Origin of the sequence: Bradyrhizobium sp. SZCCT0153 (assembly GCF_018129995.1) — a bacterium.
GTDB lineage: Bacteria > Pseudomonadota > Alphaproteobacteria > Rhizobiales > Xanthobacteraceae > Bradyrhizobium > Bradyrhizobium japonicum_G.
This window is the reverse complement of record NZ_JAFCKS010000005.1, coordinates 329,537-356,313: the sequence shown is the minus strand read 5'-3', so window position 1 is coordinate 356,313 and position 26,777 is coordinate 329,537. Positions and strand designations below refer to the sequence as shown.

Annotated in this window: 28 protein-coding genes; 12 read left to right on the top strand and 16 right to left on the bottom strand. The window is 64.7% G+C overall.

Translation table 11 applies throughout. The features are described from left to right. Nucleotides 1-84 precede the first annotated feature (84 nt). Both JQ572_RS23095 and JQ572_RS23090 read right to left on the bottom strand, forming a co-directional pair. Nucleotides 85-1,878: a caspase family protein gene (locus JQ572_RS23095; RefSeq protein WP_211385121.1), complete on the bottom strand. Its 1,794-nt coding sequence runs from the start codon at nucleotides 1,876-1,878 to the stop codon at nucleotides 85-87. Between the two features lie 312 nt (nucleotides 1,879-2,190). Beyond that, a complete protein-coding gene (locus tag JQ572_RS23090; protein ID WP_211385120.1) occupies nucleotides 2,191-2,898 on the bottom strand; it encodes a hypothetical protein in 708 nt (235 codons plus the stop codon). Between the two features lie 221 nt (nucleotides 2,899-3,119). On the opposite strand from JQ572_RS23090, the gene JQ572_RS23085 reads away from it, so the two are divergent. The 3 genes from JQ572_RS23085 to JQ572_RS23075 all read left to right on the top strand — a co-directional run bounded on the left by JQ572_RS23085 (nucleotide 3,120) and on the right by JQ572_RS23075 (nucleotide 5,856). After that, nucleotides 3,120-3,449: a DUF6949 family protein gene (locus JQ572_RS23085; protein ID WP_211385119.1), complete on the top strand. Its 330-nt coding sequence runs from the start codon at nucleotides 3,120-3,122 to the stop codon at nucleotides 3,447-3,449. A 78-nt stretch (nucleotides 3,450-3,527) separates the two neighbouring features. Next, entirely contained in the window at nucleotides 3,528-4,058 is a 531-nt protein-coding gene (locus JQ572_RS23080; RefSeq protein ID WP_211385118.1) for a gamma carbonic anhydrase family protein, read from the top strand. A 103-nt stretch (nucleotides 4,059-4,161) separates the two neighbouring features. Next, complete coding sequence (locus JQ572_RS23075; RefSeq protein ID WP_211385117.1) at nucleotides 4,162-5,856, top strand: PAS-domain containing protein; 1,695 nt, start codon at nucleotides 4,162-4,164, stop codon at nucleotides 5,854-5,856. Between the two features lie 30 nt (nucleotides 5,857-5,886). Here JQ572_RS23075 and JQ572_RS23070 read toward each other — a convergent pair whose 3' ends face one another. Next, the gene (locus JQ572_RS23070) at nucleotides 5,887-6,102 is read right to left on the bottom strand and encodes a hypothetical protein (protein WP_211385392.1); all 216 of its coding nucleotides are present in this window, start codon (nucleotides 6,100-6,102) and stop codon (nucleotides 5,887-5,889) included. A gap of 91 nt (nucleotides 6,103-6,193) precedes the next feature. Here JQ572_RS23070 and JQ572_RS23065 point away from each other — a divergent pair, with 91 nt between their 5' ends. Then, nucleotides 6,194-6,496: a hypothetical protein gene (locus JQ572_RS23065; RefSeq protein WP_211385382.1), complete on the top strand. Its 303-nt coding sequence runs from the start codon at nucleotides 6,194-6,196 to the stop codon at nucleotides 6,494-6,496. Between the two features lie 104 nt (nucleotides 6,497-6,600). Beyond that, nucleotides 6,601-6,936: a hypothetical protein gene (locus tag JQ572_RS23060; RefSeq protein WP_211385116.1), complete on the top strand. Its 336-nt coding sequence runs from the start codon at nucleotides 6,601-6,603 to the stop codon at nucleotides 6,934-6,936. 169 nt (nucleotides 6,937-7,105) lie between these two features. On the opposite strand, the gene JQ572_RS23055 is transcribed toward JQ572_RS23060, so the two are convergent. From JQ572_RS23055 to JQ572_RS23030, 6 genes are all read right to left on the bottom strand, one after another. After that, nucleotides 7,106-7,600 (bottom strand): hypothetical protein, encoded by a 495-nt coding sequence (locus JQ572_RS23055; RefSeq protein ID WP_211385115.1) that lies wholly within the window; start codon nucleotides 7,598-7,600, stop codon nucleotides 7,106-7,108. 177 nt (nucleotides 7,601-7,777) lie between these two features. After that, nucleotides 7,778-8,509, bottom strand: coding sequence for an aspartate/glutamate racemase family protein (locus tag JQ572_RS23050; RefSeq protein WP_211385381.1), 732 nt, complete (start codon nucleotides 8,507-8,509; stop codon nucleotides 7,778-7,780). A 4-nt stretch (nucleotides 8,510-8,513) separates the two neighbouring features. Beyond that, nucleotides 8,514-9,392 carry an ABC transporter permease gene (locus JQ572_RS23045; protein ID WP_211385114.1) on the bottom strand — a complete coding sequence of 293 codons (879 nt, stop codon included), beginning with the start codon at nucleotides 9,390-9,392 and terminating at the stop codon, nucleotides 8,514-8,516. 3 nt (nucleotides 9,393-9,395) lie between these two features. Next, nucleotides 9,396-10,355: an ABC transporter permease gene (locus JQ572_RS23040; protein WP_211385113.1), complete on the bottom strand. Its 960-nt coding sequence runs from the start codon at nucleotides 10,353-10,355 to the stop codon at nucleotides 9,396-9,398. 4 nt (nucleotides 10,356-10,359) lie between these two features. Continuing rightward, nucleotides 10,360-11,649: an ABC transporter substrate-binding protein gene (locus tag JQ572_RS23035; RefSeq protein ID WP_211385112.1), complete on the bottom strand. Its 1,290-nt coding sequence runs from the start codon at nucleotides 11,647-11,649 to the stop codon at nucleotides 10,360-10,362. A 42-nt stretch (nucleotides 11,650-11,691) separates the two neighbouring features. After that, entirely contained in the window at nucleotides 11,692-12,678 is a 987-nt protein-coding gene (locus JQ572_RS23030; protein ID WP_211385111.1) for an ABC transporter ATP-binding protein, read from the bottom strand. 266 nt (nucleotides 12,679-12,944) lie between these two features. Between JQ572_RS23030 and JQ572_RS23025 the strand changes: the two genes are divergently transcribed. Together JQ572_RS23025 and JQ572_RS23020 are read left to right on the top strand one after the other, a co-directional pair. Continuing rightward, entirely contained in the window at nucleotides 12,945-13,652 is a 708-nt protein-coding gene (locus JQ572_RS23025) for a GntR family transcriptional regulator (protein WP_211385110.1), read from the top strand. A gap of 290 nt (nucleotides 13,653-13,942) precedes the next feature. Continuing rightward, the gene (locus JQ572_RS23020; protein WP_211385109.1) at nucleotides 13,943-15,712 is read left to right on the top strand and encodes a CYTH and CHAD domain-containing protein; all 1,770 of its coding nucleotides are present in this window, start codon (nucleotides 13,943-13,945) and stop codon (nucleotides 15,710-15,712) included. Between the two features lie 119 nt (nucleotides 15,713-15,831). Here JQ572_RS23020 and JQ572_RS23015 read toward each other — a convergent pair whose 3' ends face one another. The 5 genes from JQ572_RS23015 to JQ572_RS22995 form a co-directional block, all read right to left on the bottom strand. After that, the gene (locus JQ572_RS23015) at nucleotides 15,832-16,458 is read right to left on the bottom strand and encodes a transglutaminase-like cysteine peptidase (RefSeq protein ID WP_211385108.1); all 627 of its coding nucleotides are present in this window, start codon (nucleotides 16,456-16,458) and stop codon (nucleotides 15,832-15,834) included. Between the two features lie 330 nt (nucleotides 16,459-16,788). Then, nucleotides 16,789-17,400 carry a PilZ domain-containing protein gene (locus tag JQ572_RS23010; protein WP_094895511.1) on the bottom strand — a complete coding sequence of 204 codons (612 nt, stop codon included), beginning with the start codon at nucleotides 17,398-17,400 and terminating at the stop codon, nucleotides 16,789-16,791. A gap of 68 nt (nucleotides 17,401-17,468) precedes the next feature. Then, nucleotides 17,469-18,635 carry an MFS transporter gene (locus JQ572_RS23005; protein WP_211385107.1) on the bottom strand — a complete coding sequence of 389 codons (1,167 nt, stop codon included), beginning with the start codon at nucleotides 18,633-18,635 and terminating at the stop codon, nucleotides 17,469-17,471. A 51-nt stretch (nucleotides 18,636-18,686) separates the two neighbouring features. Continuing rightward, nucleotides 18,687-19,934: an MFS transporter gene (locus tag JQ572_RS23000; protein ID WP_283814086.1), complete on the bottom strand. Its 1,248-nt coding sequence runs from the start codon at nucleotides 19,932-19,934 to the stop codon at nucleotides 18,687-18,689. Between the two features lie 273 nt (nucleotides 19,935-20,207). Further along, the gene (locus JQ572_RS22995) at nucleotides 20,208-20,546 is read right to left on the bottom strand and encodes a GNAT family N-acetyltransferase (RefSeq protein WP_249129206.1); all 339 of its coding nucleotides are present in this window, start codon (nucleotides 20,544-20,546) and stop codon (nucleotides 20,208-20,210) included. Nucleotides 20,547-20,653: 107 nt separating this feature from the next. Between JQ572_RS22995 and JQ572_RS22990 the strand changes: the two genes are divergently transcribed. The 3 genes from JQ572_RS22990 (at nucleotide 20,654) to JQ572_RS22980 (ending at nucleotide 22,974) form a co-directional block, all read left to right on the top strand. Further along, entirely contained in the window at nucleotides 20,654-21,805 is a 1,152-nt protein-coding gene (locus JQ572_RS22990; RefSeq protein WP_211385106.1) for a zinc-binding dehydrogenase, read from the top strand. Between the two features lie 113 nt (nucleotides 21,806-21,918). Then, nucleotides 21,919-22,347, top strand: coding sequence for a VOC family protein (locus JQ572_RS22985; protein ID WP_249129203.1), 429 nt, complete (start codon nucleotides 21,919-21,921; stop codon nucleotides 22,345-22,347). Nucleotides 22,348-22,461: 114 nt separating this feature from the next. After that, complete coding sequence (locus JQ572_RS22980) at nucleotides 22,462-22,974, top strand: hypothetical protein (protein ID WP_211385104.1); 513 nt, start codon at nucleotides 22,462-22,464, stop codon at nucleotides 22,972-22,974. An 18-nt stretch (nucleotides 22,975-22,992) separates the two neighbouring features. Here JQ572_RS22980 and JQ572_RS22975 read toward each other — a convergent pair whose 3' ends face one another. Then, on the bottom strand, nucleotides 22,993-23,346 hold the full coding sequence (locus JQ572_RS22975) for a cupin domain-containing protein (protein ID WP_211385103.1): 354 nt from the start codon (nucleotides 23,344-23,346) through the stop codon (nucleotides 22,993-22,995). Nucleotides 23,347-23,724: 378 nt separating this feature from the next. Between JQ572_RS22975 and JQ572_RS22970 the strand changes: the two genes are divergently transcribed. Then, complete coding sequence (locus JQ572_RS22970; RefSeq protein WP_211385379.1) at nucleotides 23,725-25,674, top strand: DEAD/DEAH box helicase; 1,950 nt, start codon at nucleotides 23,725-23,727, stop codon at nucleotides 25,672-25,674. Nucleotides 25,675-25,692: 18 nt separating this feature from the next. Here the strand turns inward: JQ572_RS22970 and JQ572_RS22965 are convergent, their stop codons facing one another. Further along, on the bottom strand, nucleotides 25,693-26,214 hold the full coding sequence (locus JQ572_RS22965; RefSeq protein ID WP_211385102.1) for a GNAT family N-acetyltransferase: 522 nt from the start codon (nucleotides 26,212-26,214) through the stop codon (nucleotides 25,693-25,695). Nucleotides 26,215-26,353: 139 nt separating this feature from the next. Here JQ572_RS22965 and JQ572_RS22960 point away from each other — a divergent pair, with 139 nt between their 5' ends. Continuing rightward, nucleotides 26,354-26,743 (top strand): COG4315 family predicted lipoprotein, encoded by a 390-nt coding sequence (locus JQ572_RS22960; RefSeq protein ID WP_211385101.1) that lies wholly within the window; start codon nucleotides 26,354-26,356, stop codon nucleotides 26,741-26,743. Nucleotides 26,744-26,777 lie beyond the last annotated feature (34 nt).

Here is a 26,777-nt window from a genome sequence, read left to right as displayed (position 1 = left end):
AGTGATATCAGTCACACATCTCCGCAGTCAAAGCGATGCGTTGAGATCTGGCCTGCAAGGGAATGATTGCGTCTCGGCCGCAGCTCAGTCGCACACCTCCACTTGTGCCCCTGCTACAGGGGCGACATGAGGGCCGATCTTCGGGGTTCCAATCCGACAGCCGGGCCTCACCGGCCGACAGCCAGCATTGTTACAAAGCATTTGACCGGATGCTGACGGCTTTGCGGGTGCAGCTTCGATCTGCTTCCGCTCCGTATCCCGCTTCTTGGCGTCCTCGCGGGTCGCAACCGGCTTCCTGTCCTGCACCTTCTCGCACTCGTTATCGTCGTTGACGCGATAGCCGGTGCGGCATGCGATCTTCACGCAGGCATCGCCGTCGGCCTTGAAGCCGTGGTCGCACACCAGCGGGCAGACCCGGCCGGGTTTGGCCTTGATGGCGTCGAGCGCGTCGAAGCTCGCCTGCTTGGCGTCGAGCGTCGTCCCGGCATATCTGTTGAACAGCGTCAGCGAGCGTTGCGATGACGCATTCCAGTCGCCGTCCGCCGATGTCGCCAGGCAGCCGACGCGGCGCAGTTCGGACTGAACCAGCTTCGCAGTCTCTTGTGGAGACAGGCCCGGCTGCGATGAGGTCGGAGCAACGGCTGCAAGCTTCTGTGCGCTGTCCGCAACTTGCGGCTTCTCGGCGGCTTGCTTGTCGGCCACAGCCTTCGCCGCTGCGGCCTCGGCGTCCTTGCGGCGCTGCTCGGCGGCGGCCGCCTTGGCCTCCTCGATCTGCTTGGCCTTTTCGGCGACAAGCCGGGCGTTCTCTGCGGCCTTGGCGGCGGCAGCCGCCTTCTCCTGCTCGGCCTTGTTCGCCCGCTCGGCTGCGAGCCTTGCCTTTTCGTCTTCGGCCTGGCGTGCCTTCGCGGCCGCAGCCGCGCGTGCTTCCTCCGCCGCCACGTTCTTCAGTTGCGCGCGGGCGAGGCCCGCATAGAACCCATCAGGATAAGCCTGCAGGAATGCTTCCCATGCGTCCCGGTTTCCCGCCTGGAGCGCCAGCTCATAGTCCCGGCGCACGCTGTCATGGGGATTGGCTTGCGGGCCCGGCGCTGCTGCCGGCTTGGCCGGGACGAGCGAAACGTCATCGCCGCCGAGCGAGCCGTAGACATATGGCTCCTGCTTGTAGCCGGTGGTCTTGAGCACATCGTCGCGCACGAAGCCGAACGCCTTGCGCAGGTCGAGGCCCGGCATCGGCAGACGTTCGACCAGCGCCGTGGCAAACGGGCTGTTCTTCGCATCGCCGTCCGATGCGGTCGAGCCGGCCTTCGCCGCAAAGGCAATCATGGTGTTCGGGCTGCTCGGCTCGACCTTGGCAAGGCCGCGGCCGATGGCGCGCGAGGCAACCGTGCGCTTCATGGTCTTGGCAAACGGGTTGTCGCGGCAGGCGTCCAGGATGACGAGGCGCAGTTGCCTGGCCGGCTCGATCGCGAACAGCACCCTGTCGAGCGGGAACGCCTCGTCGAGAACATCGGTATCGGTCTCCAGGGCGGCATCGGTCGGGATCAGATAGTTGGTGCCGTCAAGCTCGATGCCGTGGCCGGCGTAGTAGATGATTGCGACATCGGCCTCGCGCGCCTTGCTGCCGAATTCGCGCAGCGCCTTGCGCATGTCGACCACGTTCAGGTCGAGTTTGACGTCGACCGTATCGAAGCCGGCCTTCCTGAACATGCCGCCGACCAGCGCGGCATCGTTCGCAGGGTTCGTGAGCTTCGCCACGTTCTTGTAGGCCGAGTTGCCGATGACGAGCGCGACGCGCTTCTCGGCCAGCGCAGAGCCGGTCCCAAGCCAGGTCGCCAAGCAACTCGCAACAATCAACAAACCAAACAGCCGAAGCCGCATTCCAGCCCCCGAATGCAAGAGCGTCAGATTATTTGCAGAATGGCCAAACGCAATTTTCTATCAGTGATATCAGTCACACATCCCTGCGGCCGTCCAGACAACTGGGCGCCGGGCGACAGATGTGCGACCGTGTCGTTCAATTGATTTGTCCCTGACGACATGATGCTCCCGTTTTGCCCGACGGGTCAAGTTGAATTCGAAAAATACGAAGCCCCCGTGACTTGGCTACTGTGCATGGGGTTGTTTCGATGTTTTTTTCGTTGGTCCCTTCAGCCCGTTCGGCAAGTTGGTCTCGCGGCAGGGCAGGGAGGCTCAGCTCCTCGGCCCGCGCAGCTGCGCCGTCAGCCGGTCCATCGCCTCCGCCGCATCGTGCCATTGCGACAGCCAGCTCCGGGGGAAGCGGAAGGTGAGGTCGGCGCCGCCGACGCGGCGCTCGGAGAGGCACATGCCCGGCGTTGCCGCATCGCGCGTGCAGCGCGCGGCCAGCGCGGGGCTCGCAGCGGAATAGAAGTCCTCGTTGCCGTAAGGCGTGTCGGCGCGGAACATCCGCATCGTCAGTCCGTCCTCGGGCATCGTCGCGGCCTGGTCGAGATAGCGCGGATAGATCGTGGCCGTTCGCTGTTCGGGGGCGAGTGCATCGTGATGCGCCGCGATCGACAGGAAGATGCGGTCGATCGGCTGCATCGCCGCCTCCACCGTGTCGGCGGTGACGTGCTTCGGTGCGCCCGGTGGTTCCAGCGAGGGATAGAGGAAGTCGAGATCGATGCGCTCCTGCGGCCCGGAGTGGCGCTGGATCTTCATGCGGATCGCCGTCGGCGGCAGGTTGAACAGCGTGCCGCCGACGCTCACCGGCAATTTGTCGGGGCCGTTCGCGCCGCTCGTGCCCCAGGTCGGCCACAGCAGGTACGCGACGAGAGCGACAGCGCACAATGCGGCCATGCCGCCGAGCACGATCGGGACGACATGCGCCCTTGTGCGCATCCGGGAAGACTGAGGGGAGGTTGCCGAAAACACCGTCATGAGCCGCGCGACCGGAGAAGCAGTCGGCCGGTGGCCGACGAATCAGCTGCGAATATGCCACGCGGCGGCGATTTCGCGCAGCACCGGGGGGCCGCGGAGAAGGGAGGGGGACCTGCGCCAGATGGTCGGCGGCGTTAACCTTCCCTTAAGGATAATGTAGCGTTAACCAGCGCCATTTGTCACAGGAAGACTCCGGCGTTGCGTAAGGGCGGACCGTTCCGATGACACCTGAGGCTCTCAATACCTTCTTCTCGATTTGCATCGGTTTCGCGCTCGCGGGCGCGCTCGTGAGCGGATACCAGGCGGTCGCGCAGCGGCCCGCCGGCTTCGGCCTGTTGCAGGACGGCGTGGCGCCGAAGACCTTCGCCGCGGTGCCGTTCCTGGTGTTCGCGGCGCCCTTCATCATCATGCGCAATACGCTGCGCGGCATGCGCGTGGAAAGCCGTCGCGTCGAATTCGTGATGATGGCGACCGTCATCGCCGGCTTCTGGAGCATGATGAGCGGCACCTTCTTCCTGATGACGCTGCGCGCGGCCGGCGTTCTGACCTGAAGGGCCGCCCGGCCCGGCCGCCCTTTGCGTCCAGGCCGCCGTTTCGCTATGCCAGTCTCGACGTGACAGGAGACCTCCATGGCGATCTACGAGCTCGACGGGCAGGCGCCCGATCTTCCCGCCGACGGCAATTATTTCATCGCGGAGACCGCCACCGTGATCGGCCGCGTGCGCCTGAAGCCGGGGGCGAGCGTCTGGTTCGGCGCGGTGCTGCGCGGCGACAATGAGTGGATCGAGATCGGCGAGGGCGCCAACGTGCAGGACGGCTCGACCTGCCACACCGATCTCGGCTTTCCGCTTCACATCGGCAGGAACTGCACCGTCGGCCACAACGTCATCCTGCACGGCTGCACCATCGAGGAGGGCGCGCTCGTCGGCATGGGCTCGATCGTGATGAACGGCGCCAGGATCGGGCGCAACAGCATCGTCGGCGCCGGCTCCGTCATCACCGAGGGCAAGGAGTTCCCCGAACGCTCGCTGATCATCGGCTCGCCCGCGCGCGTCATCCGCACGCTCGACGACGCCCAGGTGCAGAAGATGGGGAGCGCGGCCAGGTTCTACGTCGCCAATGGCCCGCGATTCACGAAGGGCCTGAAGCGGATCGGGTGAGATGCCGCGGTTCCATACCGTAACAATACCGCCGAGAACTTTAAGGCTCCGCTAGCGCCACGACTGGTATCGTGGTGCGTTCTCAATCAAGAGGAGCGGCGCTATGGACGCTGCGGCGGTGGGATCCGGCCTCGACGCCGGAACCAGACTATTGAAGAAATTCGTTCGTTTCGCGCGCGGCACGGACACGCTGAGCGTGGCGGAAAAGGTCTACAGCATCGCCGGCTTCCTGGCGATCGTCACCACCTTCCTGCTCGTGATGTCGATCCAGTCGGTCCGCCTGCAGACGACCTATCGCCACATGCACGCCACCTCCGCCGAGGCGGCCATCAACGTCGGCCGCATCAACGCGCTGATCTACGCCATCGTGATGGAATCGCGCGGCATCTACATGTCCGCCGATCGGGCCGCGATGAAGCAGTTCGCCGACGGGCTGCTCAGGCGCAACCGCGAGCTCGCTGCGGCGGTGAAGAACATGGAGCGGACAGTCGGTGACGACGACGCCGAACAGATTGCCGCCTTCCGCCAGCGCATCTCGCAATTCGTCGAGTTTCGCCAGGAGCTGGTACGGCGCGGCCTGGAGATCAGTCCGGCGGCGGCGCGCGAATGGGGCGACAACGACGCCAACCGGACGTTGCGCAACAAGCTCAACAGCGATCTCGAGACGCTCGAGAGAATTTACGGGCAACGTGCCCGCGAGGCGGACGATCTCGCCAACGAGAACAGATATGCCGCGGCCTATCTGTTCGCGCTCGGTCTGGCGGCCCTGCTGCTCGCGGGGCTGAACGTCGTCGTGATGCGAGGCTCGGTGGTGGGAGCGCTGGCCGAGATCACCCAGGCGACCGACCGGGTCGCGCAAGGCGACGTCAAGAGCGAGGTGCCGCATCTGCGCCGTCACGACGAGATCGGGCATCTTGCGCGCGCCGTGCAGAACTTCCGCGACGCGGTGGCGCGCATCTTCGAGCTCGAGGAGATCGAGCTCGGCACCGCGCAGGCGCGCGATGCGGCGATGACCGAGCGCGACAAGTTCAACGACAAGTACCAGGCCAAGAAGTGGCAGATGTCGGCCGCGATCAACAGCATGCCGCAGGGCCTGATCATGCTCGACGGCAAGGCCAATGTGGTCGCGATGAACGCCAACTACCGGCGGATCTACAATCTGCCCGAGACAATCCAGTCGGGATCGACGCTCGAGGAGATTCTCCAGCACCGGGTCAAGAGCGGGTTGTTCACCGGCGACGTCGTGAAATATGTCGCGGCGGTTGTCGACCGGATCGCCAAGCGCGAGCCCGCGGCCTACGAGGTCGCCCTGAACGATGGCCGCATCATCAAGATCTACGAGCGTCCGATGGACGGTGGCGGCTGGGTCTCGGTGCAGGAGGACGTCACCGAACAACGTCAGCGCCAGCGCATCCTGGAGCGAATGGAGCGTTTCCTCGCCACCATCATCGAGAACGTGGCCGAAGGCATCATCGCCAAGGATGCACGCAATTTGCGCTATGTCTTCGTCAACAAGGCCGCCGAGAAGATGATCGGCATGTCGCGTGGCGAGATCATCGGCAAGACCGCGCGGGAGCTGTTTTCCGCCGAAGCGGCCGAATTGATCGAGCGGCGCGACCGGCAGCTTCTGGCGCAGAAGCAGCAGCTCGAGCCGATCATCGACACCATCGACAATCCCACGCGAGGGCGGCGCGTGATCTCCGCCCGCCGTGTCCAGATCGGCGGCGCCGGTGAAGAGTCCCACATGTTCGTGACCATGGTCGAGGACCGGACCGAGACGATGGTGGCGGCCGCATAGCCACCGGCGCGCGCCATCCGGAGCAACGTGTCAGCTTCGCTCGGATTCGCGCGCTTCGATTGCGCCCGCGACCTTCTCGTGACCGGCGGCCCACAACGCGTGTTCGTCGCTGCCGTCCGAGTAGGGATTGGCTTCTGCCGGAATGTTTTCCTGCGCGGCGCGTTCGCCCTCTGCAAAAGGATCGCGATCCGTCATCCTGATTTCGCCTTTCCGGTTTGCCGCGTCGAACACGATCGGCTTTCGCATGATCGTGACTCTCCCTGTTCAAGCTGAACCGACGGCAATTGTTCCGGAACCGGTGATCGCTGCGGCGGTTGATCGGGAAAGGAGAATCCGAATGGCACCATCGTCCGCAGCCCGTTCAATCAAGATCATGATCGTCATCTTCGGCCTTGCGGCGATGCCGGCCGTATCGTTCGCGCAAGCGACCGGCGGCTCTGCGGGATCGGCCGGGGGTGTCGCCAATTCTGCGGCACCTCCGCCCGGGACCAACAGCCTGGGTACGGCGCAATCATCCGGAACGAATGCCGCCCCCGGAGCCACCACCGGTACCGGTGCAGGCGGATCCACCGACGCCGCCGTCAATGCCGAGAACCGCACGCTCGACAAGAAGCTCAAGAGCATCTGTCGAGGCTGCTGATGCTCGCGGGGAAGTGAGACAGCGAGGCTGTCCGGAACGCCCCAAGGTGATTAGCTTGGTCCTGCTTTGGAGCGGTGGAGCGTATCCACGCAGAGGATCAAGTGATGTTACGCAAGATGATCTTGGCGGCGCTGGCCGTCGCGGCGGTCGGACTGTCGGCACCGCAGGCGGCACAGGCGCGGGGTTTCGGGCACGGCGGGGGCTGGGGCCATGGCGGCCACTGGCACGGCGGCGGCTTCTGGCCCGGGGTTGCGATCGGAGCGGGTCTTGCCGGCGCCGGCTACTACGGCGGCTATTACGGCTACGGCTACCCCTATTACGGCAGCCCCTACTATTATGGTACCGGCTACGACGATGGTTATGGCGGCTGCTACGTCGCCCGGAGGCGGGTGATGACGCCTGCGGGATGGCGATTCCGTCGCGTCGACGTCTGCGAATGACCCGTTAAAAAACAAGGTCGTTGACGCAGTATACCGTCAACGACCTTGCCAGCCCCGGACATTGAAATCGGCTCACGCCATCCGGTAACGGCAAGCATCGCGCGGAATCATATGGGCGAATGTGATCCAGTTCACAAGTCGAAGAATTTAAAGTCGCGTCGCGAGCCTCTCAGCCGCGCGAACGCTTGCGCGTGCTGGCCTGGACGCGGTGCCGCACCGGTTTCCTGCGGGTAACCGAGGGGGCCTCCGTCTCGGTCGCCCGGGCGCTGGCAAAGGACTGCCGCAGACTGTCGATCGACTCGTTCAGCGAGGCGACCTGCTCGGACAGGCGCTTGTTGTCGGCCTGCTGCGCCGCCATCAGCCGCTTCATCGTCGTGAGCTGATCCTGCACGACCTGAAGCTGGTCGATCGATTCCTGCTGGGTCGCCTCCAGCCCCTTGGTCTTCTCGACCAGTTGCTCGGAGGCCTGGGCGGTGCGGGCCTGGAGCTGCCGCGACGCCACCACCCGGTCGGTCTCGGGGATTGCGCCGGTATAGGCCCGCCAGATCGCGATCGAGGTCACGCCGGTGATGAGCAGGAGGAGGGCGGCGGCGGTCAGCGCGATGGGCTGGGCGCCGAGGCGAAGAAGGGGGTTGGACCGTGTGTCCTCTGCGAGATCGATCATCGCTGACAAAACCCAAATTGAAACTTGGTGCGTTGCGAAGACCGGCAACCCTTGGGCGGCCGGGGCGTCCCGAAAGCGCTACGTTTCGGCAAGGAATGGGACCAAAAAGAGGCTAAGCGCGAAAAAACCAGCAATCAGGAGGCCTTAAGGCTTCCGAATACCCGGCCAGGGCAGCGATCACGGCTGAAACGGCGAAAACGGTCCGGAATAGGGCTTCGACCGTGGCGCCGCGTAGGGCCCGAGCCGCGACGTCGTCAGTCCCAGCCGCACCAGCGATTCCGCCAGCGTGACCGCCGCCGCGACGCCGTCGACCACGGGCAGGCCGTGCGTGTCGGCGAGTTCGGCGGCGAGATCGGACATGCCGGCGCAGCCGAGCACGATGGCCTCTGCGCGGTCGTCGCGGATTGCAGCCGTGATCTCCGCGGAGATCTTGCCGATGGCATCGGCGTTGCGCTCTTCGAGCGCGAGCACCGGCACCTCGGCGGCGCGGACGCGGGCGCAGCGCTCAGCGAGGCCGTAATTCCGCAAATTATGTTCGATCGGCACGATGGAGACATTGAGCGTCGTCACCACGGCGAAGCGCGCCGCGATCAGGCTTGCCATGTGGAAGCCGGCTTCGCCGATGCCGATCACCGGCACCCTGGCTGCGGCCCGCGCGGCGTCGAGCCCGGTGTCGTCGAAGCAGGCTATGATGTGCGCATCCGCGCCGTCACGGTCGGCCTCGCGGATGCAGCCGAGCATGCCGGGCACGGCAAAGGCCTCGTCGTAAAATCCCTCGATCGAAACCGGGCCCATTGCCGGCTGGCGCGCGTCGATCACGGTGCCCGGCAGGGCGACCGCGCGCGCCGCGGCCGCGATCTTCGCCGTCATCGACGCGGTGGTGTTGGGATTGACGACGTGAAGTCGCATCAGATCAGACAAGCCCTTTGCCGGCGTCCGAGCCCTTGGCCGCCTGCCGCTTGTTCAGCACGTGAATGGTGCCGAGCGCAAGCGTGATCACCGTGAACGAAACGGCTGAGATCACGGTGCCGAGCGCATAGATGTCGGGGTTCGTCACGGTGGTGGTGAGGCCCTGCAGATCGAGCGGCAATGTATTCACCGCCCCGATCGCCTGGCTGGAGCGGGCGAGTTCGTCCCAGGACAGCGTGAAGCCGAACAGGCCGATGCCGATCACGGAGGGCAGGATGATCGGCAGCACGACATGGCGGAAGGCCTGCCACGGCGTCGCCCCGAGATCGCGCGCGGCTTCCTCGAGCCGGGGATCGAAGCGGTTGAAGATCGCGAACATGATGAGCAGGCCGAATGGCAGCGTCCAGGTCAGATGCGCGCCGAGTCCTGACGTCAGCAGACCCATCGAGGTCTCGAAGTTCTCGTTCCAGTGGGCCTTGATCAGGTCGTCGATGATGCGGAATTCAAGCGAGATGCCGAGCGAGGTGATGATCGAGGGAACGATGAGGCTCGCGATCGCCGAGTAGAACAGGATGCTTTGCGCCTTGAACTTGCGGCGAAAGGCCATGCCGGCGGCGACCGACAGCACGACGGTGACGATCATCACGATGATGCCGAGCAGCAGCGAGCGGCGGAAGGCGGCGCCGAGATCGACGATGCCGGTGCCCTGGAACAGTTTTGCGATCCAGAAGGTCGACACGCCGTTCATCGGGAAGGTCAGGCCGCCCTGGGGGCCCTGGAACGACAGGACGTAGATCGCGATCATCGGGCCATAGAGAAACAACGTGTAGGCCGCGAAGAAGATCGCGAGCACGTAGAAAGAGCGCGGGCGTCCTTCCTTCATGCTCTAGAGCTCCTTCTTGATGTCGACGATGCGCGACATCATGGTGATGATCAGGAAGGTGATCACGAGCAGGATCACGGCATTGGCGGCAGCGGCCGGGAACTGCAGCGCGTTCACCCGTGTCTCGATGATCTTGCCGGCCGCGGCGATCTGCTGGCCGCCCATCACGCCGATGGTGATGAAGTCGCCCATCACGATGGTGATGACGAAGATCGAGCCGATCACGATGCCGGGCTTGGCAAGCGGGATGATGACGTTGACCAGCGTCTGGAAGCCGGTCGCGCCGGCGTCATAGGCGGCTTCGATGAGCGACTTGTCGATGCGCACCATCGAGTTGAAGATCGGCACCACCATGAAGAAGGTGAACAGGTGCACCAGCGCCAGCACCACGGAGAATTCGGAGAACAGCAGCCATTCCAGCGGCTGGTTGATCAGCCCTGTTTTGACGAGGCCGGAATTGACGAGGCCGTTGCGGCCGAGCAGCGGAATCCAGGCGATCATGCGGATCACGTTGGAGGTCCAGAACGGGATCGTGCAGAGCAGCGACAATCCCATCTGCCAGGTCTTGGATTTGACGTGGAAGGCGAGGAAATAGGCGACCCAGAAGCCGATGAAGAGCGTGATGACCCACACCAGGAAGCACAGCTTCAAGGTCATCAGATAGGTCCTGGCGATGGTGCAGAGATCGGGAAGCTGCGCGATGCAGCCTTCGAACGTGTCGGTGTAGCCGCGGCCGGAGAAGGCCGGCAGCAACTGGTATTCATTGTAGTCCCAGAACGAGACGATGACGACGAAGACGAGCGGGATCAGGAAGAAGGCGAGAAACACCAGCATCATCGGCCCGGCCTGAAGCCAGGAGATGAAGGACGGCGACAGGCGCGTCGGCTTTGCGGCGCGCGCTGTGCCCGACCCCGGGATCAATCCCGGGGGGGCCTGTTGCAGGATGTCTTCCGACGTGTCCATCAAATTACGCCGCGATGAACTCGTTCCACTTGCGGACCATGTAGTCGTTCTCGTCCATCACGGCGTTCCAGCAGGCCACGCCGCCCATGCGGTCTTCGTAGGAGCCGCCGTCGCGCACCGCGCCGGCCTTTTCCAGCAGCGAGCCGTCGGGCGCCTTGATGTCCTTCTCGGCCGGCTTGCCTTCCATCCAGTACGCCCACTCGTAGGGCTCCATATGCGCCTTGGCGGTGGAGAGCACGGCAGAGTAGTAGCCCTGGCGGTTGAGATAGGCGCCGGCATAGCCGGACAGGAACCAGTTGACGAACTCATAGGCCCATTCGAGCTTGGCGCCCGAGACGCCCTTGGAGACGCAGAAGCCCGACGCCCAGGAGCGGTAGCCTTCCTTCAACGGCTGGAACGTGCAGGCGATGCCCATGGAGCGCACCTTCGTCACCGCCGGCGACCACATCGACTGGATCACGGTTTCGCCTGATGCCATCAGGTTGACGCTCTCGTTGAAGTCTTTCCAGAAGGCGCGGAACTGGCCGGCCTTCTTGGCTTCGGTCATCACCTTCATGGTGAGATCGATCTCCTCCTTGGTCATGTTGCCCTTGTCGGCATATTTGTACTTGCCGGTGGCTTCCACGACCATCGCGGCGTCCATGATGCCGATCGAGGGGATGTTGAGGATCGAGGCCTTGCCCTTGAATTCGGGATTGAGCAGCTCCGACCAGGAGCTGATCGGGCGCTTGATCAGGTCGGGGCGGATGCCGAGCGTGTCTGCGTTGTAGACCGTCGGGATCAACGTGACGAATTCGGTCGCCGACGTCGCGAACTTCTTGGAGTCCTTGCCTTCGAGATAGAGCACTTTCCAGGGCGCGGTGCCCTGGTTGCCGATCTTCTTGCCGCCGGGGGTCTGGCCCTTGGTGAAGACGGGCGTGATGTTGTCGAATTCCTTGATCTTCTTGGCGTCGAGGGCAAGGATGTTGCCCGACGGCACCAGCTTTTTGAGCGAGAAATATTCGGTGTCCAGCACGTCGAAGGAGTTCGGCTGGGTCATCACGCGCTTGGTGACGTCGTCGGTGGTTGCGGTGATGTATTCGATCTTGATGCCGGTGTCCTTCAGGCACTGCTTGGAGATGTCGTCGCCCTCGTTCACGGCGGTGCCGAGATAGCGCAGCACCTTCGTTTCGGCCGACTTTACATAGGGAAAGCCGGTGATGGCGCCGGAGCCGGCGGCAAGGCCGGCGAGACCCGCGGTGCCCTTGAGCAGCGTGCGGCGGCTGAAGCCCTTCTTCCTGGTCGTTTCGGTCATGTCAGTCACTCCTCTGTTGCGCATTCCGTTGATTGTTCGGCGCTATTGCAGGCGTTGCGCCTTGGCGGGATCCCAGGTGGCCAGCACGCGATCGCCCGGCCGGAACGGGTGGACGTCGAAGGCGGCCTCGGGGAGGTGGCAGAACAGGGCGGTGCCGTCCTCGAGCGTGAGCGAGACGGCGATGTAGGAGCCCTGGTACTCGGTCTGGGTCAGCAGCGCGGGCGCACCGTACGCGCCGTCAGTGAACGGCACGATGCCGAGCTGATCGGCGCGCACTGCGATGAGTTTGCCGGCGTCGCTGAGGACGTTGTGGCCGCCGATGAAGCGGGCCACGAATTCGGTGCGGGGATGGTGGAAGATGTCGCGGGCCGAGCCCTGCTGCTCGATCCTGCCCTGGTTCATCACGACGATGTGGTCGGCGAGCGCCATCGCTTCTTCCTGGCCGTGGGTGACCTGGATGAAGCTGATGCCGAGCTCGCGCTGCAGTCGCTTCAACTCGCCGCGCATCTTCACCCGCAGGAACGGATCGAGCGCCGAGAGCGGCTCGTCGAGCAGGAGGATTTGCGGCTCGGTGATCAGCGCGCGGGCCAGCGCGACGCGCTGCTGCTGGCCGCCGGAGAGCTGGGCGGGAAGCCTTGCCGCATAAGGGGTCATCGCCACCAGCTCCAGCAACTCGCCGGCGCGCTTGTGCCGCGTCGCCCGGTCGACGCCGCGCATCTTCAGGGCAAACGCGACGTTATCGAGCACGGTGAGGTGCGGAAACAGGGCATAGGACTGGAACATCATCGCCGTGCCGCGCTTGGCAGGTTCGAGATCGGTGACGTTCTGCGGGCCGAGGATGATGTCGCCCTCGCTGACCGCCTCGTGACCGGCGATCATGCGCAACGTCGAGGTCTTGCCGCAGCCGGACGGGCCGAGCAGGCAGCAATAGGTGCCGGCCGGGATCTTCAAATTGACGGTGTCGACCGCCAGCGTCGTGTCGTAGCGCTTGGTGACGGAGACCAGTTCGAGGGCGGCGGGAGTGGCCATGGCGTGTCCGGGGGCGAGGGCGATGCTTCGCCTCTCTCCGCAAGGTCCATGCCAATCGCCCATGGCCGGCCGAATTCCGAAACAGTGCAGCGGAGTCAAATCGTTAGATCGAATCCGCCGGATCCGGGCCGTCCGCCGCATGCACCGCGGTCTGCACACAAAACGGGCGCAGATTGTATAAAGTTTCGCCTGTGATTGGATACAGCTCGTCGACTAACATTCGTGGCTGAACGTCGCCGAGCCCTCAACCCCAACCCCTCGAACTGATGGCTGCCAAGATTCGCCCGAAATCCGACGCGCCAGATGCGAGCGATCGCGTCAGCCGTATCCGGGAGGGCATGACCGCGGCGATCCTCGAGCATCGTCTGCTGCCCGGCACCAAGCTCGGCGAGGACGAGATCGGCGAGATCTACGGCGCGAGCCGCACGCTGGTCCGCACCGCGCTCCAGCAACTCGCGCATGAGGGCATCGTCAACATCGAGAAGAACCGCGGCGCCTTCGTCGCGCGACCGACGCCCGCGGATGCCCGCGAGGTGTTCGAGGCGCGCCGCCTGATCGAGCCGACGATCGTCGATCACGCCGTTGAAGCGATGTCGCCGGCCTGGGTCGATCGTCTCCAGCAACATCTCACCGAGGAACGCGAAGCCGAACTGCGCGGCGACGCGCGCGCCTCGGTCCGGCTCTCCGGAGAGTTTCACCGTCTCGTCGCCGAGATGAGTGGCCACAGCATCTATCTCGGCTTCCTGAAGGAGTTGATTGCGCGCTCCTCGCTCATCATCCTGCTCTACCGCCGCCACGACACGCCGGCCTGCGGCACTGACCATCACGCCGGCATCGTCGCCGCGATCCGCAAGCGCGACAGACAGGCCGCGTGCGCGCAGATGCTGTCGCATCTGAACGAGATCGAGGCCGAGCTGTTCCTGAAGGATCCCGCCGCCGACGAGCTGCGGCTCGCGGATGTGCTGGGCGCGTGAGCGCGCGATTGCTTGGCGGCTCTTACCGCCGGTCGTCGTCGCCCGACTTTCTTCGCTGTGAACCGGACGCGATCTCCGGCTCGAATCAGTCAAGCTCGCTGACGCGTTCATCTTGGTTTCGGGAACCGTGAGATTCGCTAGTCATTCGACCGCTTACTGTATGCGTCGGCAATTTAATTCGTCAGCCGCGCCGAATTATGACAGGGCGTTGCGACGTAACGTTACTATTCCTCCCGGGCCGTACCGGCTATATGGTGACGTTCTGTCATTGAACTGTCATGTCACCGGAAATGTTGAAATCAGACGCTACACCGGCTCGCAAAACCATGAGCGCGCCGGATCGGAATCCTGTTCCTAAGGACGACAAGAGAACGCAAATCGGCGCCGGCTTCCTCAGGCAGCTTGAACCCGCCGAACTCGCCGCGGAACCTGTGATCGTCGAGGGCGCTGTGGTTGATCAGATGCCACCGCGAGACGCGGAGCCGGCACAGGAACCACGCCAGTCGAGCGCTGCCGCGCGTGCCGCCGGCGAGATCGAGCTCAAGCTTCTCGTCGATGCCGACCGCATGGCGCATTTCAACGCCGCGCCCGTGATCGCGATGAACGCGCGCAGCAAGGGCACGCGCAAGCGTCTCAAGTCGGTCTATTATGACACGCCGGAGCGGACACTTCGGCGCAACGGATTGAGCCTGCGCGTAGGTCGGAGCGGCGCCCGCTTCGTGCAGACCGTAAAGACCGATGCGGCGGACGACCCGCTGCGTCGCGGCGAGTGGGAGGCGAGCGTGCCGTCGCTTGCGCCTGATCTTGCTCTGGCGATGCCCTTCATTCCGGAGAAGCTTCGCGGCCATCTGGAAGCGCAGCCCCTTGCAGCGGTCTTCACCGCCGACATCCATCGCCATGCGCGGATGATCGACCTGCCGTCCGGCACGGTCGAGATCGCCTTCGACTTGGGCGAGCTGACGGCCGACGACAATTCGCTGCCCGTGAGCGAGATCGAACTTGAGCTGAAGAGCGGTAGCGCGAGCACGATCTACGAGATCGCGCTGCGGCTTGCCGAGCACGGGGCGGTGAAGCCGTCGATCCGGACCAAGTCGGCACGCGGCTTCGATCTTGCCGCCGGCAAGCCGCCGTCGGCGCGACGCCCGCGAAAACTTCGCCTCGATGCGTCGGTCACGCTCGACGAGGCTTTCGCCACCATCCTGCGCTCCTGCTTCCTCCATCTGCTCCAGTCGCTGCCGGCCGCCGAGGATGGCCGCAATCCGGAAGGAATCCATCAGCTGCGCGTCTCGCTGCGCCGGCTCCGGTCGGTGCTGGATCTGATGCGATCGGCGGGGGCGCTGAGCAATCTCGACACGTTGCGGACGGAAGCCAAATGGCTGGCGCAGGATCTGTCCGCCGCGCGCGACTGGGATGTGTTCCGGCTCGACACCTTGCCGACGATCGCAAAAGCCTGCCCTTCGATCGCCGGATTCGATGCGCTGGACCGGCTTGCGGCCGGGCGCCAGTCGGATGCCTATCGCAAGGCGCATGATGCGCTCGACGATCGGCGCTGCGCCATCTTCCTGATCGGTCTCGGTAACTGGATCGAGGCGCGCGGCTGGCGCAACGACGTCGCCACCGAGGATCTTGGCCAGCTCGCCGAGCCCGCGATCGACTTCGCGCAGCGCATCCTGTCGGCGCAATATGCGAAGGTGCTCAAGCGCGGCCGCCGCTTCAAGTCGCTTCCCGCCGAACAGCTGCACCGGGTCCGGCTCGCGACCAAGCGGCTGCGCTATCTCGGCGAGTTCCTGCTGCGGCTGTTCGCGGATGGCAAATCGGCGCGAAAATTCTCGCACCGGCTCGCCGGCTTGCAGGAGGAACTCGGCGCCTTCAACGACATGGCGGTCACGGCATCGTTGCTCGACGGGCTCGGCGCCGAGCCCGACTGCGCCATTGCTGCTGCTGCGATCACCGGCTGGCAGGCGCGTGCATCGGCCGGCGTGCAGCCTTCCTTGCAAGGCACCTGGCGCGACTTCACCGCGGCGCGCGTGCCGTGGTCGCGGCAAACGCAGCAGGCCTGATCGCGCATCCTCAAAAAAAGTTGCGGCCAGCCATTGGGGGATGGCTGGCCGCGCGCGAACCGGCCTGGGACGGGGAGGGGTGGGGATGTGACCGGGTCGCGTATCTCTTTCGTTTGTCGCTACTGATCTCTTGCGCTGGCGGTGGAGACCGCCGGCTTGGTATCGCCGAGCGAGACCCAGACGTTGGGATCGCTCTGCGACTGGCGCTTGACGAAGCGGTAGCCGGTCTCCGTCCAGGCAACGACGTTCTCGTTCTGATTGTCGAGAACGAACTCGCCCTTGTCGGTCTTCACCGTCAGCACCGCGTGTCCTTCGCCCTTCTTGTCGCGCACGACGGTGATGAGCAGGGCCTGGCGCGGCCAACCGGCATCAATCAGCATCTTGCGCTTCAGCAATACGTAGTCTTCACAGTCGCCGTAACCATCGGTCGGCAGCGACCACTTCTCGATCACGCCCCAGTGCTCCTGATCGGTCAAAGGCTTGACGGTCTCGTTGACCCAGCGATTGACCTTGACGAGGTCGCGCCATGCGGCCTGCGACATCACGATGTCGCGCGCCTGCGTCGGTGCGCCCTGGCACTGGGCAGAATTCTCCGCACAGAACTCGACCCAGCCGATCGGCGCGCGCGTGGTGTCGCCGAGGCTCGCGTAGAGCAGCCGGTTCTCACCGGCCTGCGCCGTCGCGCCGATCCCGAAGAGCATGACGGCCAGCGCCAAGCCCTTCCCCTGTCCCCTGAAGTCCAACATTGCGGCCCCCGTTTCTTGTTGGGACCACATTGCGCAGGGAGCTTTTGAGTTGCCGCTAAGTCAGCCAAGTCAAGTCGAGACGAATACAAGTAAAAGACGCAGCGAATTCGATCTATACTTGAATCGAATTCTCGTAAAATTTGAAATGACCGCAATTGATTCAAATTTTACGTGTTAACGCGGAAACGCTGCTGGAACCGTTGTTTGCGCGCTTGCGCAGCCCTCGGGTTAACCCGCGCCGGGCGCGTCACGTGCACGAAAAAGGCGGCGTCCGCATTGCGGAGGCCGCCTTCAAGGCTCGAAATACAGTGGTTTTGGCGCTGTCGCGCTTTACCGCGCGGTAACGCTCTCTTCGAGTGTCTCGATCGGCTGCGCGTGCACGAACTCCAGCGCGAAGCCGTCTTCGAGGTTTCGGACCACGCGGCCCTGCACGCGGCCGAGCAGCACCGTCGATTTCAGCGGCGGCCGGTTCTCCGCGGCGATCGCCGCGCCCGAAAGCGAGAGATCGATGATGCGGCAGGTCATCTTGGTGCCGTCCTCGAGCGTCAGCACCGCGATCGGGTTGCGCGGCACGATACGGTCGTGGCGGCGGTCCTCAGGCAAATTGAGGATGTCGCGGTTGGCGAGCCAGGTGAGCTGGGCGGCCAGCTTGTCGCGCTTGCGGGGCGTCGCGCCGACCGTCATGGCGAAGCCGTTGTCGATGATGCGGGTGATCTTGCCTTCGACGCGACCGATATGGTCGAGATAGGCCACCACGCGGTCGCCGACATTGCCGATGCCGGGGGCCAGCAGCGCCAGTCCGCCCGGCGACATGTTGATCACCTGGCAGGGGAATTCACGGCGGTCCGGCAGCATATAGCGGCCGAGCAGGTGAACCTTCACCCGCTGGAAACGCCGACGTTCCTCGGCGGCCGGAAGAAATTTTTTGTTCGCCAACGCCATTTTCACAACCCGACCCCCCGCCTGGCGGAGTCCGGCACGACCCTAAGGTGCACAGGGTTAATGCCGCGTTAGGATTGGGCGCGTCGACTACGGACAGACACGATGCACTCGAAAAGCCACATCAGCGGCGGGCAGGCCAGCACCGTCAGCGCGCCGAGGTCGAGCGCGACCGCGGCGGTCCCGGCCGATTTGGCGAGCCGGCCCGCCACCGCCGGTCCCAGCATCATCGCGGCATAGAACAGCGTGTAGAACACGCCCATCCCGATCGCCCTTGTCTCCGGGCGGAGCACGCGGGCGGCCAGGCTCATGATCGGGCCGGCCGGATGGCCGCCGATGAGGCCGATCAGGACCAGGATCGTGATCACCGCGTCCGAGCGGGTCAGCCAGGCCAGCAGCCCGGCCACGATGAGGCTGGCTGCGATCGCCAGCAAGAACGGCCGCTTGAAGCGATCGGCAAGATAGCCGCCTGTTGGCACCGAGATCACGGACAGCCACATCACGAGACTGATTGCCGATCCTGCCGCCGCGATGCTCCAGCCGCGCTCGACCAGCAGCGAGGGGCCGAACGAGAAGATCATGGCGAAGCCGACATTGTAGAGACCCCAGATCGCGCCCGCGACGATCACCGCCAGCAGCGCGAGGGGATCAAGCCGGCCGGAGCCGGTCGCGCTGGCCGTTGCCCCCGGCGGCGGCTGATAGAGTGTGATCAGCACGATCCCGATTGCAGTGAGTGCGCCCGCCGCCAGGAACACCGCGCTTGCGCCATAGGCCGTGCCGATCGCCGGCAGCACCAGCAGCGAGATCGCAACGCCGGCTGGCCAGGAGTTGACGAAGATCGCCATCGCGGTGGCGATCTCCTTGCCCGCAAACCAGTCGGTGCCCATCTTGGTGAGCTGCACCGTCAGCAGCACGCCGCCGGCGCCCGAGACGAGCCGGCCTGCCATCTGCCAGCCCCACACATCGGTTGCGGCCATGACGAGGCTGCCGGCCGTCATCAGCAGCAGCGCCGCGATGGTCGTGGGCTTGTCGCCGAGGGTCCGGCCGATCGCGCCGCCCGGCAGCGCCAGCACCACGCCCGGCGTGAAATAAAGTCCGATCAGAATGCCGATATCGGCGAGCCCGACGCCGAAGCTCTGTTGCAGCAGCGGCGCGACCGCGGCCACGCTCTGGAACTGGAACGCGATGGTGAGGCGAACGACGAACAGGATCGCAAGAATGCCCCAGCGATTGCGCAACGCCTCATCTCCCCAAGCCCTGTGCAAACGTGCGGTGGCGAGACGCCGGAGTCAACTGGCCCTCTTTCTCGTCGCGCGCCCGTAGAGGAGACACAGCAGCGCCAGCAGCACCGCGGCCGAGAGCCCGAGCGACCAGTGAATGCCGATCGCCGCGCCGAACAGCCCGACCGTGATGCCGCTGAAAGCCCGCATCCCGAGCCCCGCCATGTTGTAGAGGCCGACGACGCGGCCGCGGATGTCGTGCGGTGCATTCAACTGCACCAGCGCCTGCGCCATGGTGTTGAACGACAGCTCGAAGAAGCCCGCAGAGAACAGCAGCACGATTGCAACCGGATAAATCCGCACCGCGGCGAAGCCGAGCAGCGTCACGCTCCACAGCATCGCCAGCATGATCGCTGTGCGCGGCGTGCCCTTGAGGCGTCCCCAGGATTCCAGCGCGATGCCGGCGAGCAGCGCACCGGCCGCGTCAGCCGCGAGCAGCACGCTGTAGGAGACGCCGGGATCGCCATGGCCGAGATCGCCGGCAAAGCCCGGCATCTGGGCGTGATAGGCATTGCCGATCATGAAGGAGGTGAGGCCAGCGAGCCACGTCATCGCCGTCAGCACCGGCTGCGTGCCGATGGCGCGGATCGTCAGCATGATGTCGGCAAGGCCGCGCACCGCGAAGCGCCGCACCGCGACGCTCTTGTCGCGCACCGGCGCCCAGAACAGCCAGAGCAGCATCGGCAGGTAGAACAGCGTGTTGAAGATGATGCCGTGCGAGGTGCCCAGCGTCAGCATGATGATTCCGCCGACGGCGGGCCCGACCAGGATGCCGAGATAGCGCGCCATGGCGTTCAGCCGCACCGCGCTCGGAAGATCGGCGGGCCCGACGAGGTCGTAGAGCAGGAGCTGGTTCGGCGTCTGCCACAACACGCCGGCGCAGCCGTGGATCACCAGCAGCAGCATCGCGTGCCACATCTGGATCGTGTCGGTGATGAAGAAGAAGCCCCATCCCGCGGAGGCCACAATGAACAGCAGCATGCCGCACTGGATGATGCGGCGCGGATCGAACCGGTCGGCGAGCCCGCCGACGGCAACCGAGAACAGCAGGAACGGGAGCCAGTGCGACAGCACGGCAAAACCACCCAACGTCGGGGAATGGAATTTCTGGAACACCACCCAGTAGCTGATCACATGCTCGATATTGTCCGCCATCATCGCCAGCACGTAGGCGATGAACTGAAGGCGGTAGGGCACCGACTTCATCGCCGCGAACGAGCCGGACGCGACCACGGGATTTTGGGGGAGGGGGTTCAAGCGATCACCTGGGTGGGACTCTTGCGGCCATACACGTTGGCGATCTGTCGCTCAAGACACTTGGGTGTGCCTGGAGATCAGCCATGCATCGCCGCCACACATTCCACCGTTGCGACGGGCAGGCGCCGTAGCCTACGCCACAGGCCTCACGTAAAACGCGTAGGGCACGCCCAAAATATCCGGCGCCTCGCGAACTCAGGTAAATCCCATCCGCAGATACATCGGCAGCGCGACCGTCATGATCGGCGTCGTATGCAGCGCGATGACTTGCGCCTAGTCGCGCTCGGCGCGGCGCAGGCATTCTTCGGTCAATTGCCGGCCGATGCCCTTGCCGCGCGTGACCGGATCGACCACCAGCATGCGGATGATCGGCCAGGCCGGCTCGAAGAAGGCCGGCTTCGGGGCTTGCGAACCGACATAGGTTACGGCGCCGGCGATCTGGCCGTCATCTTCGGCGACGATGATCTCGCCGGTCTTGGCCAGCTCCGGTATCCTTGCGACATTGGCGGAGAACATCGGCCAGTCGGAATAATGCTGCTCGAACTCCGCGAACGCTGCGGGCGCGACGCGCGTGATCGCCTCGGCATCCTCGTTTCGACAATCACGCAGCATCGGCGTTGCCCTCGAACTGCCGCACCTTGGCACGACCGCGCATCTCACATACGCTTCGCCTCACGCCCGCACCACCAATCATAACAGACGGGCATCGAGGACACACCATGGACCAGATCCGCGTCTGCACCCACGCAGGACCGGGCTCGGAGCCCGTCATCCGCACCGTGCCGTGGCCGAAGGTCGGCAAGAAGGCCGCGCTGATCAAGGTCGGTGCCTGCGGGGTCTGCGGCACCGATCTTCACATCCTCAAAGGGCATTGGCCGAAGCCGCTGCCCTGGCCGTTCACGCTCGGCCACGAACTCGGCGGAATCATCGTCGAATGCGGCGACGAGTTCACCGAGGACTTCATGAGCAAGCCGCTCAAGGTCGGATCGAAAGTGATGATCCCGCCGCTGATGCCCTGCGGCCGCTGCTATTACTGCATCCATTACCCGCAGACCGCCAACAAATGCCTGACGCCGGTCTATTACGGCCGCTATCTCGGCTTCGAGATGGCGCCTCACATGTGGGGCGGCTGGGCCGAATATGTCTATGTCGATCTCGACATGCTGCCGGGCACCAAGATCTACAAGCTGCCCGACGACATGTCGCTGCGGCTGGGCGCACTGTCCGAGCCGCTGACCTCCTGTATCCGCGCCTTCAACCGCGCGACCCGTGCCGGAGGTTTCAGCTGGGGCGACACGGTGGTGATCCAGGGTTCAGGTCCGATCGGCATTCTGGCGGTCGCGGCCGCGCGGGAGATGGGAGCAGGGCGCGTGATCTGCGTCGGCGCGCCGGAGGAGCCGCGGCTCAAGCTCGCCCGCGAGTTCGGCGCGGAGGCGACGGTGAACATCGAGGAGCTCAAGACACCGCAAGATCGTATCGCGCGCGTGCGCGACATCGTCGGCGGCTTCGGCGCCGATCTGGTGATGGACTGCTCGGGACATCCGACCGCCGGTCCCGAAGGCATCGAGATGCTGCGCGACGGCGGCACCTATGTCGAGATGGGCCAGTTCACCGATGCCGGCTCGATCGAGACGTCCTGGCACCGCATCTGCACCAAGGACCTCAACGTGCTGGGCTCCTGGGGCTTTACCGGCAACGATCTGCCGCTCGGCGTCGACATGCTCTATCGCACGGCGGGCAAATACCCCTGGCTGAAGATGCAGACGATCTATCCGTTCACGGAAGAGGGCGTCGCGCAAGCGGTGAGGGATGCGATGGCGATGAAGACGGTGAAGTCGACGATCGTGCCATGGCCGGAACTGGTGGAATAAGGTTTTGTGGCCCGGATGAGCGATGCGATATCCGGGGTGTTTGGGGATCAAACGTTCCCGCATATCGGTTCGCTCATGCAGGCTAAGAGACTGAGTTTGGAATGAAGGACGAGATGACAAACGAACAAACAACCGAACCCGACCACCGCACCAGTTCGCCCTTCCGCGCCATCCGCGCGATCGACTACACCGTCGTCTTCGTGCGCGACATGGCGGCGATGCGGCGCTTCTACGAGGATATCCTCGCCTTTCCGTTGCTGCGGGAGCTGTCGCCGAACTGGATCGAGTACGGCTTGGGCAGCAACACGCTGGCTCTCGCAAAGCCAGGCCGGACCGCCGCCGATGCGCCGATCCCGACCGGCACTGCCTCGCTGCAATTGGCCTTCAAGGTGTCCGCAGCCGGAGTCGATGCGTGCGCCGATGAGCTGGTGCGGCAGGGCGTGGCGCTGCTGTCACCGCCGACGAACCAGTCCTTCGGGCATCGCACGCTGTTCTTCCGCGACCCCGACGGCAATCTCCTGGAAGTCTACGCGGAGCTCTGAACCGCGCAGACTGGGACCGGCGCCCGAAAAGTTCCATCGAAAATCCGCGAGTTATTCACGCCGGGGTGAAACTTAGGTCCAGGTTCCGGCTTTGAGTTGACGGGAGAGTTCATCGTGAAGCGCATCCTGAAACCCGTCACTTACATCCTGGCCGCCATCTACTTTCTGGTGGATGCGGTCTTCATGGCCGTGGCGAGGCCAATCTCGCGCTGGCTCGGGCGGCATCTCCAGTTCAGGCGATTGCGCGCCTGGATCAGATCGCTGTCGCCTTATCCGTCGCTCGCCCTGTTTTCCGTACCCGTGATCATTCTGGAGCCGATCAAGCCCGTGGCGGCCTATCTTGCCGCAACCGGACAGGTTTTGGGCGGTGCTGTGACGTTCATCGTGGGCGAGCTGCTCAAGCTCGTGCTGGTCGAGCGCCTATTCCATCTCACGCGTGACAAGCTGATGCGGATTCCGGCTTTCGCCTGGGCCTATGGCAAGTTCACCGACGTCAAGGCATGGCTGCAGGCGACCGAAGCCTGGCGCGCCATCCGCGCCTTGAGCCGCGCGGCGAGGGACGCTGTCGCGCGGGCAAGAGGCAGGCTGGTCGGCGGCTTCGGCAGGCTGGTGACCTCCCGGGATTAGGGCCGGCACGTTGCCCCTCTATGCGAGCTTGCGCAACGCTGCGGTGGCCTTGTCGCCCGTGTTCGGTGTGCCCGTCGGCTCCATGAGCAGGAGGTGAGTCTCTTCGCGCGCCACCGGGCGATGCTCGACACCCCTGGGCACGACGTAGAGTTCGCCCGGACCGAGCGTCACCGTGCGGTCGCGCAGCTCGATGTCCAGACGACCCCTGAGGACGAGAAAGAAATCGTCGGTGTCGTCGTGCTTGTGCCAGGTGAACTCTCCCTTCACCTTCACCACCATGACGTCGCAATCGTTGAAGGTCGTGATCGTCCGTGGAGACCAGAAGTCCTCAAAGGTCGCGAGCTTGTCGGCAAGCGATATGTTGTCGGCCATGTTTCACCCGTTGCTCTCCCGTCAGGCACGATCTGGGATCGAATTTCGGATGCGACAAGACTTGGTGCCAGCCAATCGGGCGATCTTGCCTGGCTATGCGGTCCCCGGACCTGATTTGACGCAGAATCCCGCTATATGCAGCAAATCGGCCGGAAAACGCTGGATGTAGTGGGTCACGCGGCCGGTAAGCTTATTCCCGATGGCGCCAAGGCCATGCGTCATAGGCATGGTGATTTGCCCGCGCTTGGCGTAAAGAGCGTCCAAATCAAATCACCACGCGTGCGGCCGGACCATTTGCCGCCTGCGCAGCTTCAGGTCGCGCGGCTCGACGTTCCGCGCCTGGACCAACCAAGGTTTTATCCCGTGTCTTTCCCGACCATGAGTCCGCCGCTCGCCCGAGCTTTGGCCGAGCGCAACTACGACCGTCCGACCCCCGTTCAACTCGCCGTGCTCGCGGACGAGGCTGCCGACCGCGACCTCCTGGTTTCGGCCCAGACCGGCTCCGGCAAGACGCTGGCCTATGGGCTCGCCATGGCCAGGGACCTGCTGGGCGACGCCGAGCGCTTCGCGCGCGCAGGCGCACCGCTCGCCTTGATCGTCGCGCCGACCCGCGAACTCGCCTTGCAGGTTCATCGCGAACTGGCCTGGCTTTTTCAGCACGCCGACGGGCGCGTCGTCTCCTGCGTCGGCGGCATGGATCCGCGGCGCGAGCAGCGCGAGCTTGCGGCCGGCGCTCACATCGTGGTCGGCACGCCCGGCCGGTTGTGCGATCATTTGCGCCGTGGCCGCCTCGACATCTCGGAATTGAAGGTGGTCGTCCTCGACGAGGCCGACGAGATGCTCAATCTCGGTTTTCGCGAGGATATGGAGTTCATCCTCAAGACCACGCCGGACACGCGCCGCACCCTGATGTTCTCGGCGACGTTTCCGCGCGGCATCGTCGCGCTGGCCAAGCAGTACCAGCAGCAGGCGTTCCGGATCGAGGTCGCCGGCGACGAAGGCGGTCACGCCGATATCGAGTACCGCGCCATCCGGGTCGCCCCCGGCGACGTCGAACATGCGGTGGTCAACGTGCTCCGCTACTTCGAGTCGCCGAGCGCCCTGGTGTTTTGCAGCACGCGCGATGGCGTCAGGCATCTGCAGGCGGCGCTGCTGGAGCGCGGTTTCTCCGTCGTCGCGTTGTCAGGCGAATTGACACAGAACGAGCGAACCGTGGCGCTCCAGTCTTTGCGGGACGGACGCGCCCGCGTCTGTGTGGCGACCGACGTCGCCGCGCGCGGCATCGACCTGCCGAGCCTCGACCTCGTCATTCATGCCGATCTGCCCAACGACGCCGAGGTCATGCAGCATCGCTCGGGCCGCACCGGACGTGCGGGCCGAAAGGGCACAAGCGTCCTGCTGGTGGTGCCGGCACGACGGCGGCGCGCCGAGCTGCTGCTCAATCTCTCGGGCATCGACGCGGTCTGGGGGACGGCGCCGCAGGCTGAGGAAATCCGCAAGCTCGATCATGAGCGCATGAAGGACGTGTTGTTCACGGAGGAGACGACCGCCGACGATCTGGTGCTGGCGCAGGCGCTTTTGGCCGAGCGGTCGGCCGAGGATATCGCCGCCGCGCTGGCGCGGCTCTATCGCGCGCGGCTGCCGTCGCCCGAAGATATCATCGATCCCGGCGAGCGCAGCAGCCGGCCGCGCGACGATCGCGGGCGTGACAATGTCCGTGCACCGCGCGACGATGCCCGCAACTCGCGCGGCGACGATCGCCCCGAAAGGCCTCGACCCAAATCGGGAAAATCGTCGAAACATGGCATGGCGGACGGCAGCGTCTGGTTCCGCGCCAACATCGGACGCAAAAAGAACGCGGAAGCGCGCTGGCTGCTGCCGATGATCTGCCGTCGCGGCGGCATCGACAAGGGCGACATCGGCGCCATCAAGATCATGGACACCACGACCGAGTTCGAGATTTCCGAGCGGGTCGCCGATTCCTTCGCCGTCAAGATCAAGCGTCCGGACAAGGAAGACAATATCCGCCTCGAGCCGATGGCGGACGCGCCGCAGCGGCAGGCGCCTTCGCAAGAGCGGTCCCACGCGCCTCGGGGCGAGAGCGGCGACGGTGATCGTCGTGAACGTCAGGACCGTGCGCGCGAGCCGAGCGAATTCAAGCCACGCCCTAAGCCTCACGGCGAGCGCGCGCCGAAATTCGAAGATGCTCCGGCCTTCGGGAAGAAAAAGAAGCACAAGAACAAGCCGGGCCAGGCAGAGCCCTCGGTCACGCCGTGGTCTGTGAAGGGCGCACCGGGAAAGAAGGCAAAGAAGAAACACCGCGGCTAGAACTCCAGCCGCGGAAGTTCAGATGTCGGCACGCGGCGCTGCGGCGAGATCACGAAGCATGTAGATTGCGCCTTCCCCGTAGGATGCAAGCTTGCTGCGTAACTCTGCATCCGCCGTGACGGGCTGAAAGCCGAAACTTTCCCACAGCGGCCGCGTGGCGTAGACCGACACCAGCGCAAGCGCCGCGATGCCGGATGCCCGCGCGAGCTTCTCGATGGTTGCGACATAGTCGCGCGCGACGCCGCCGCGAAAGTCGGACAGCACGGCGACGTCGTGCACATAGAGGCAATCGGCATCGCCGGGCAACCGTTCGAGCAATCGGTCGAGCGGCGGGATCTGCTGCCGCTTCCAGGGATGCGACAGGCCGTAGCCGGCGATCGCATCGTCCGCCGCGAGCACGCAGCAGCCGTCGGGATAGAGCCGCATCTTTTCCGCCAACACCTCGGGACGCTCGGGAAGGTCGGGATGGATGCGCGCCGCGATCGCACTCATCGCCGGCAGGTCGGATATGTGCGCGGGACGCCAATGCGGCTTGCTCATGTCGGTCGGTCTCATTCAACCCGTTTTATTCCGATGCGACGATGCGCGCAGCGAAAAATATCTTTGACGTGCTCTCAGGAATACCACGGCTCGGGCGGCGTCCTACCTCATGCAAGCCCATTGCATGACAGGAGAGACCATGACGATATCCCCGATCCGCCTTGCGCTCACGCTCGCCGTTTCGCTCGCGATCGTTCCCGCCGCGTTCGCAGCGCCGCCGACCAAGACCGGCAAGACCGACAAGGGCAGCGTGCTCACCGACGCCAAGGGCATGACGCTCTACACCTTCGACAAGGACGCGGACGGCAAATCGGCTTGCGACGGCCCGTGTGCGACAAACTGGCCGGTGCTGAAGGCCGAGGCCAGCGATACCGCCGCCGACGGCTACACCGTCATCACGCGCGACGACGGCTCTAAGCAGTGGGCCTACAAGGGCAAGCCGCTCTACACCTTCGCCAAGGACACCAAGCCCGGCGACGTCACCGGCGACGGTTTTCTCAACGGTGCCTGGCATCTGGCGATGCCGTAAGCGATCCTTCGAGACGTGCCGGCGGGCTGCGCTT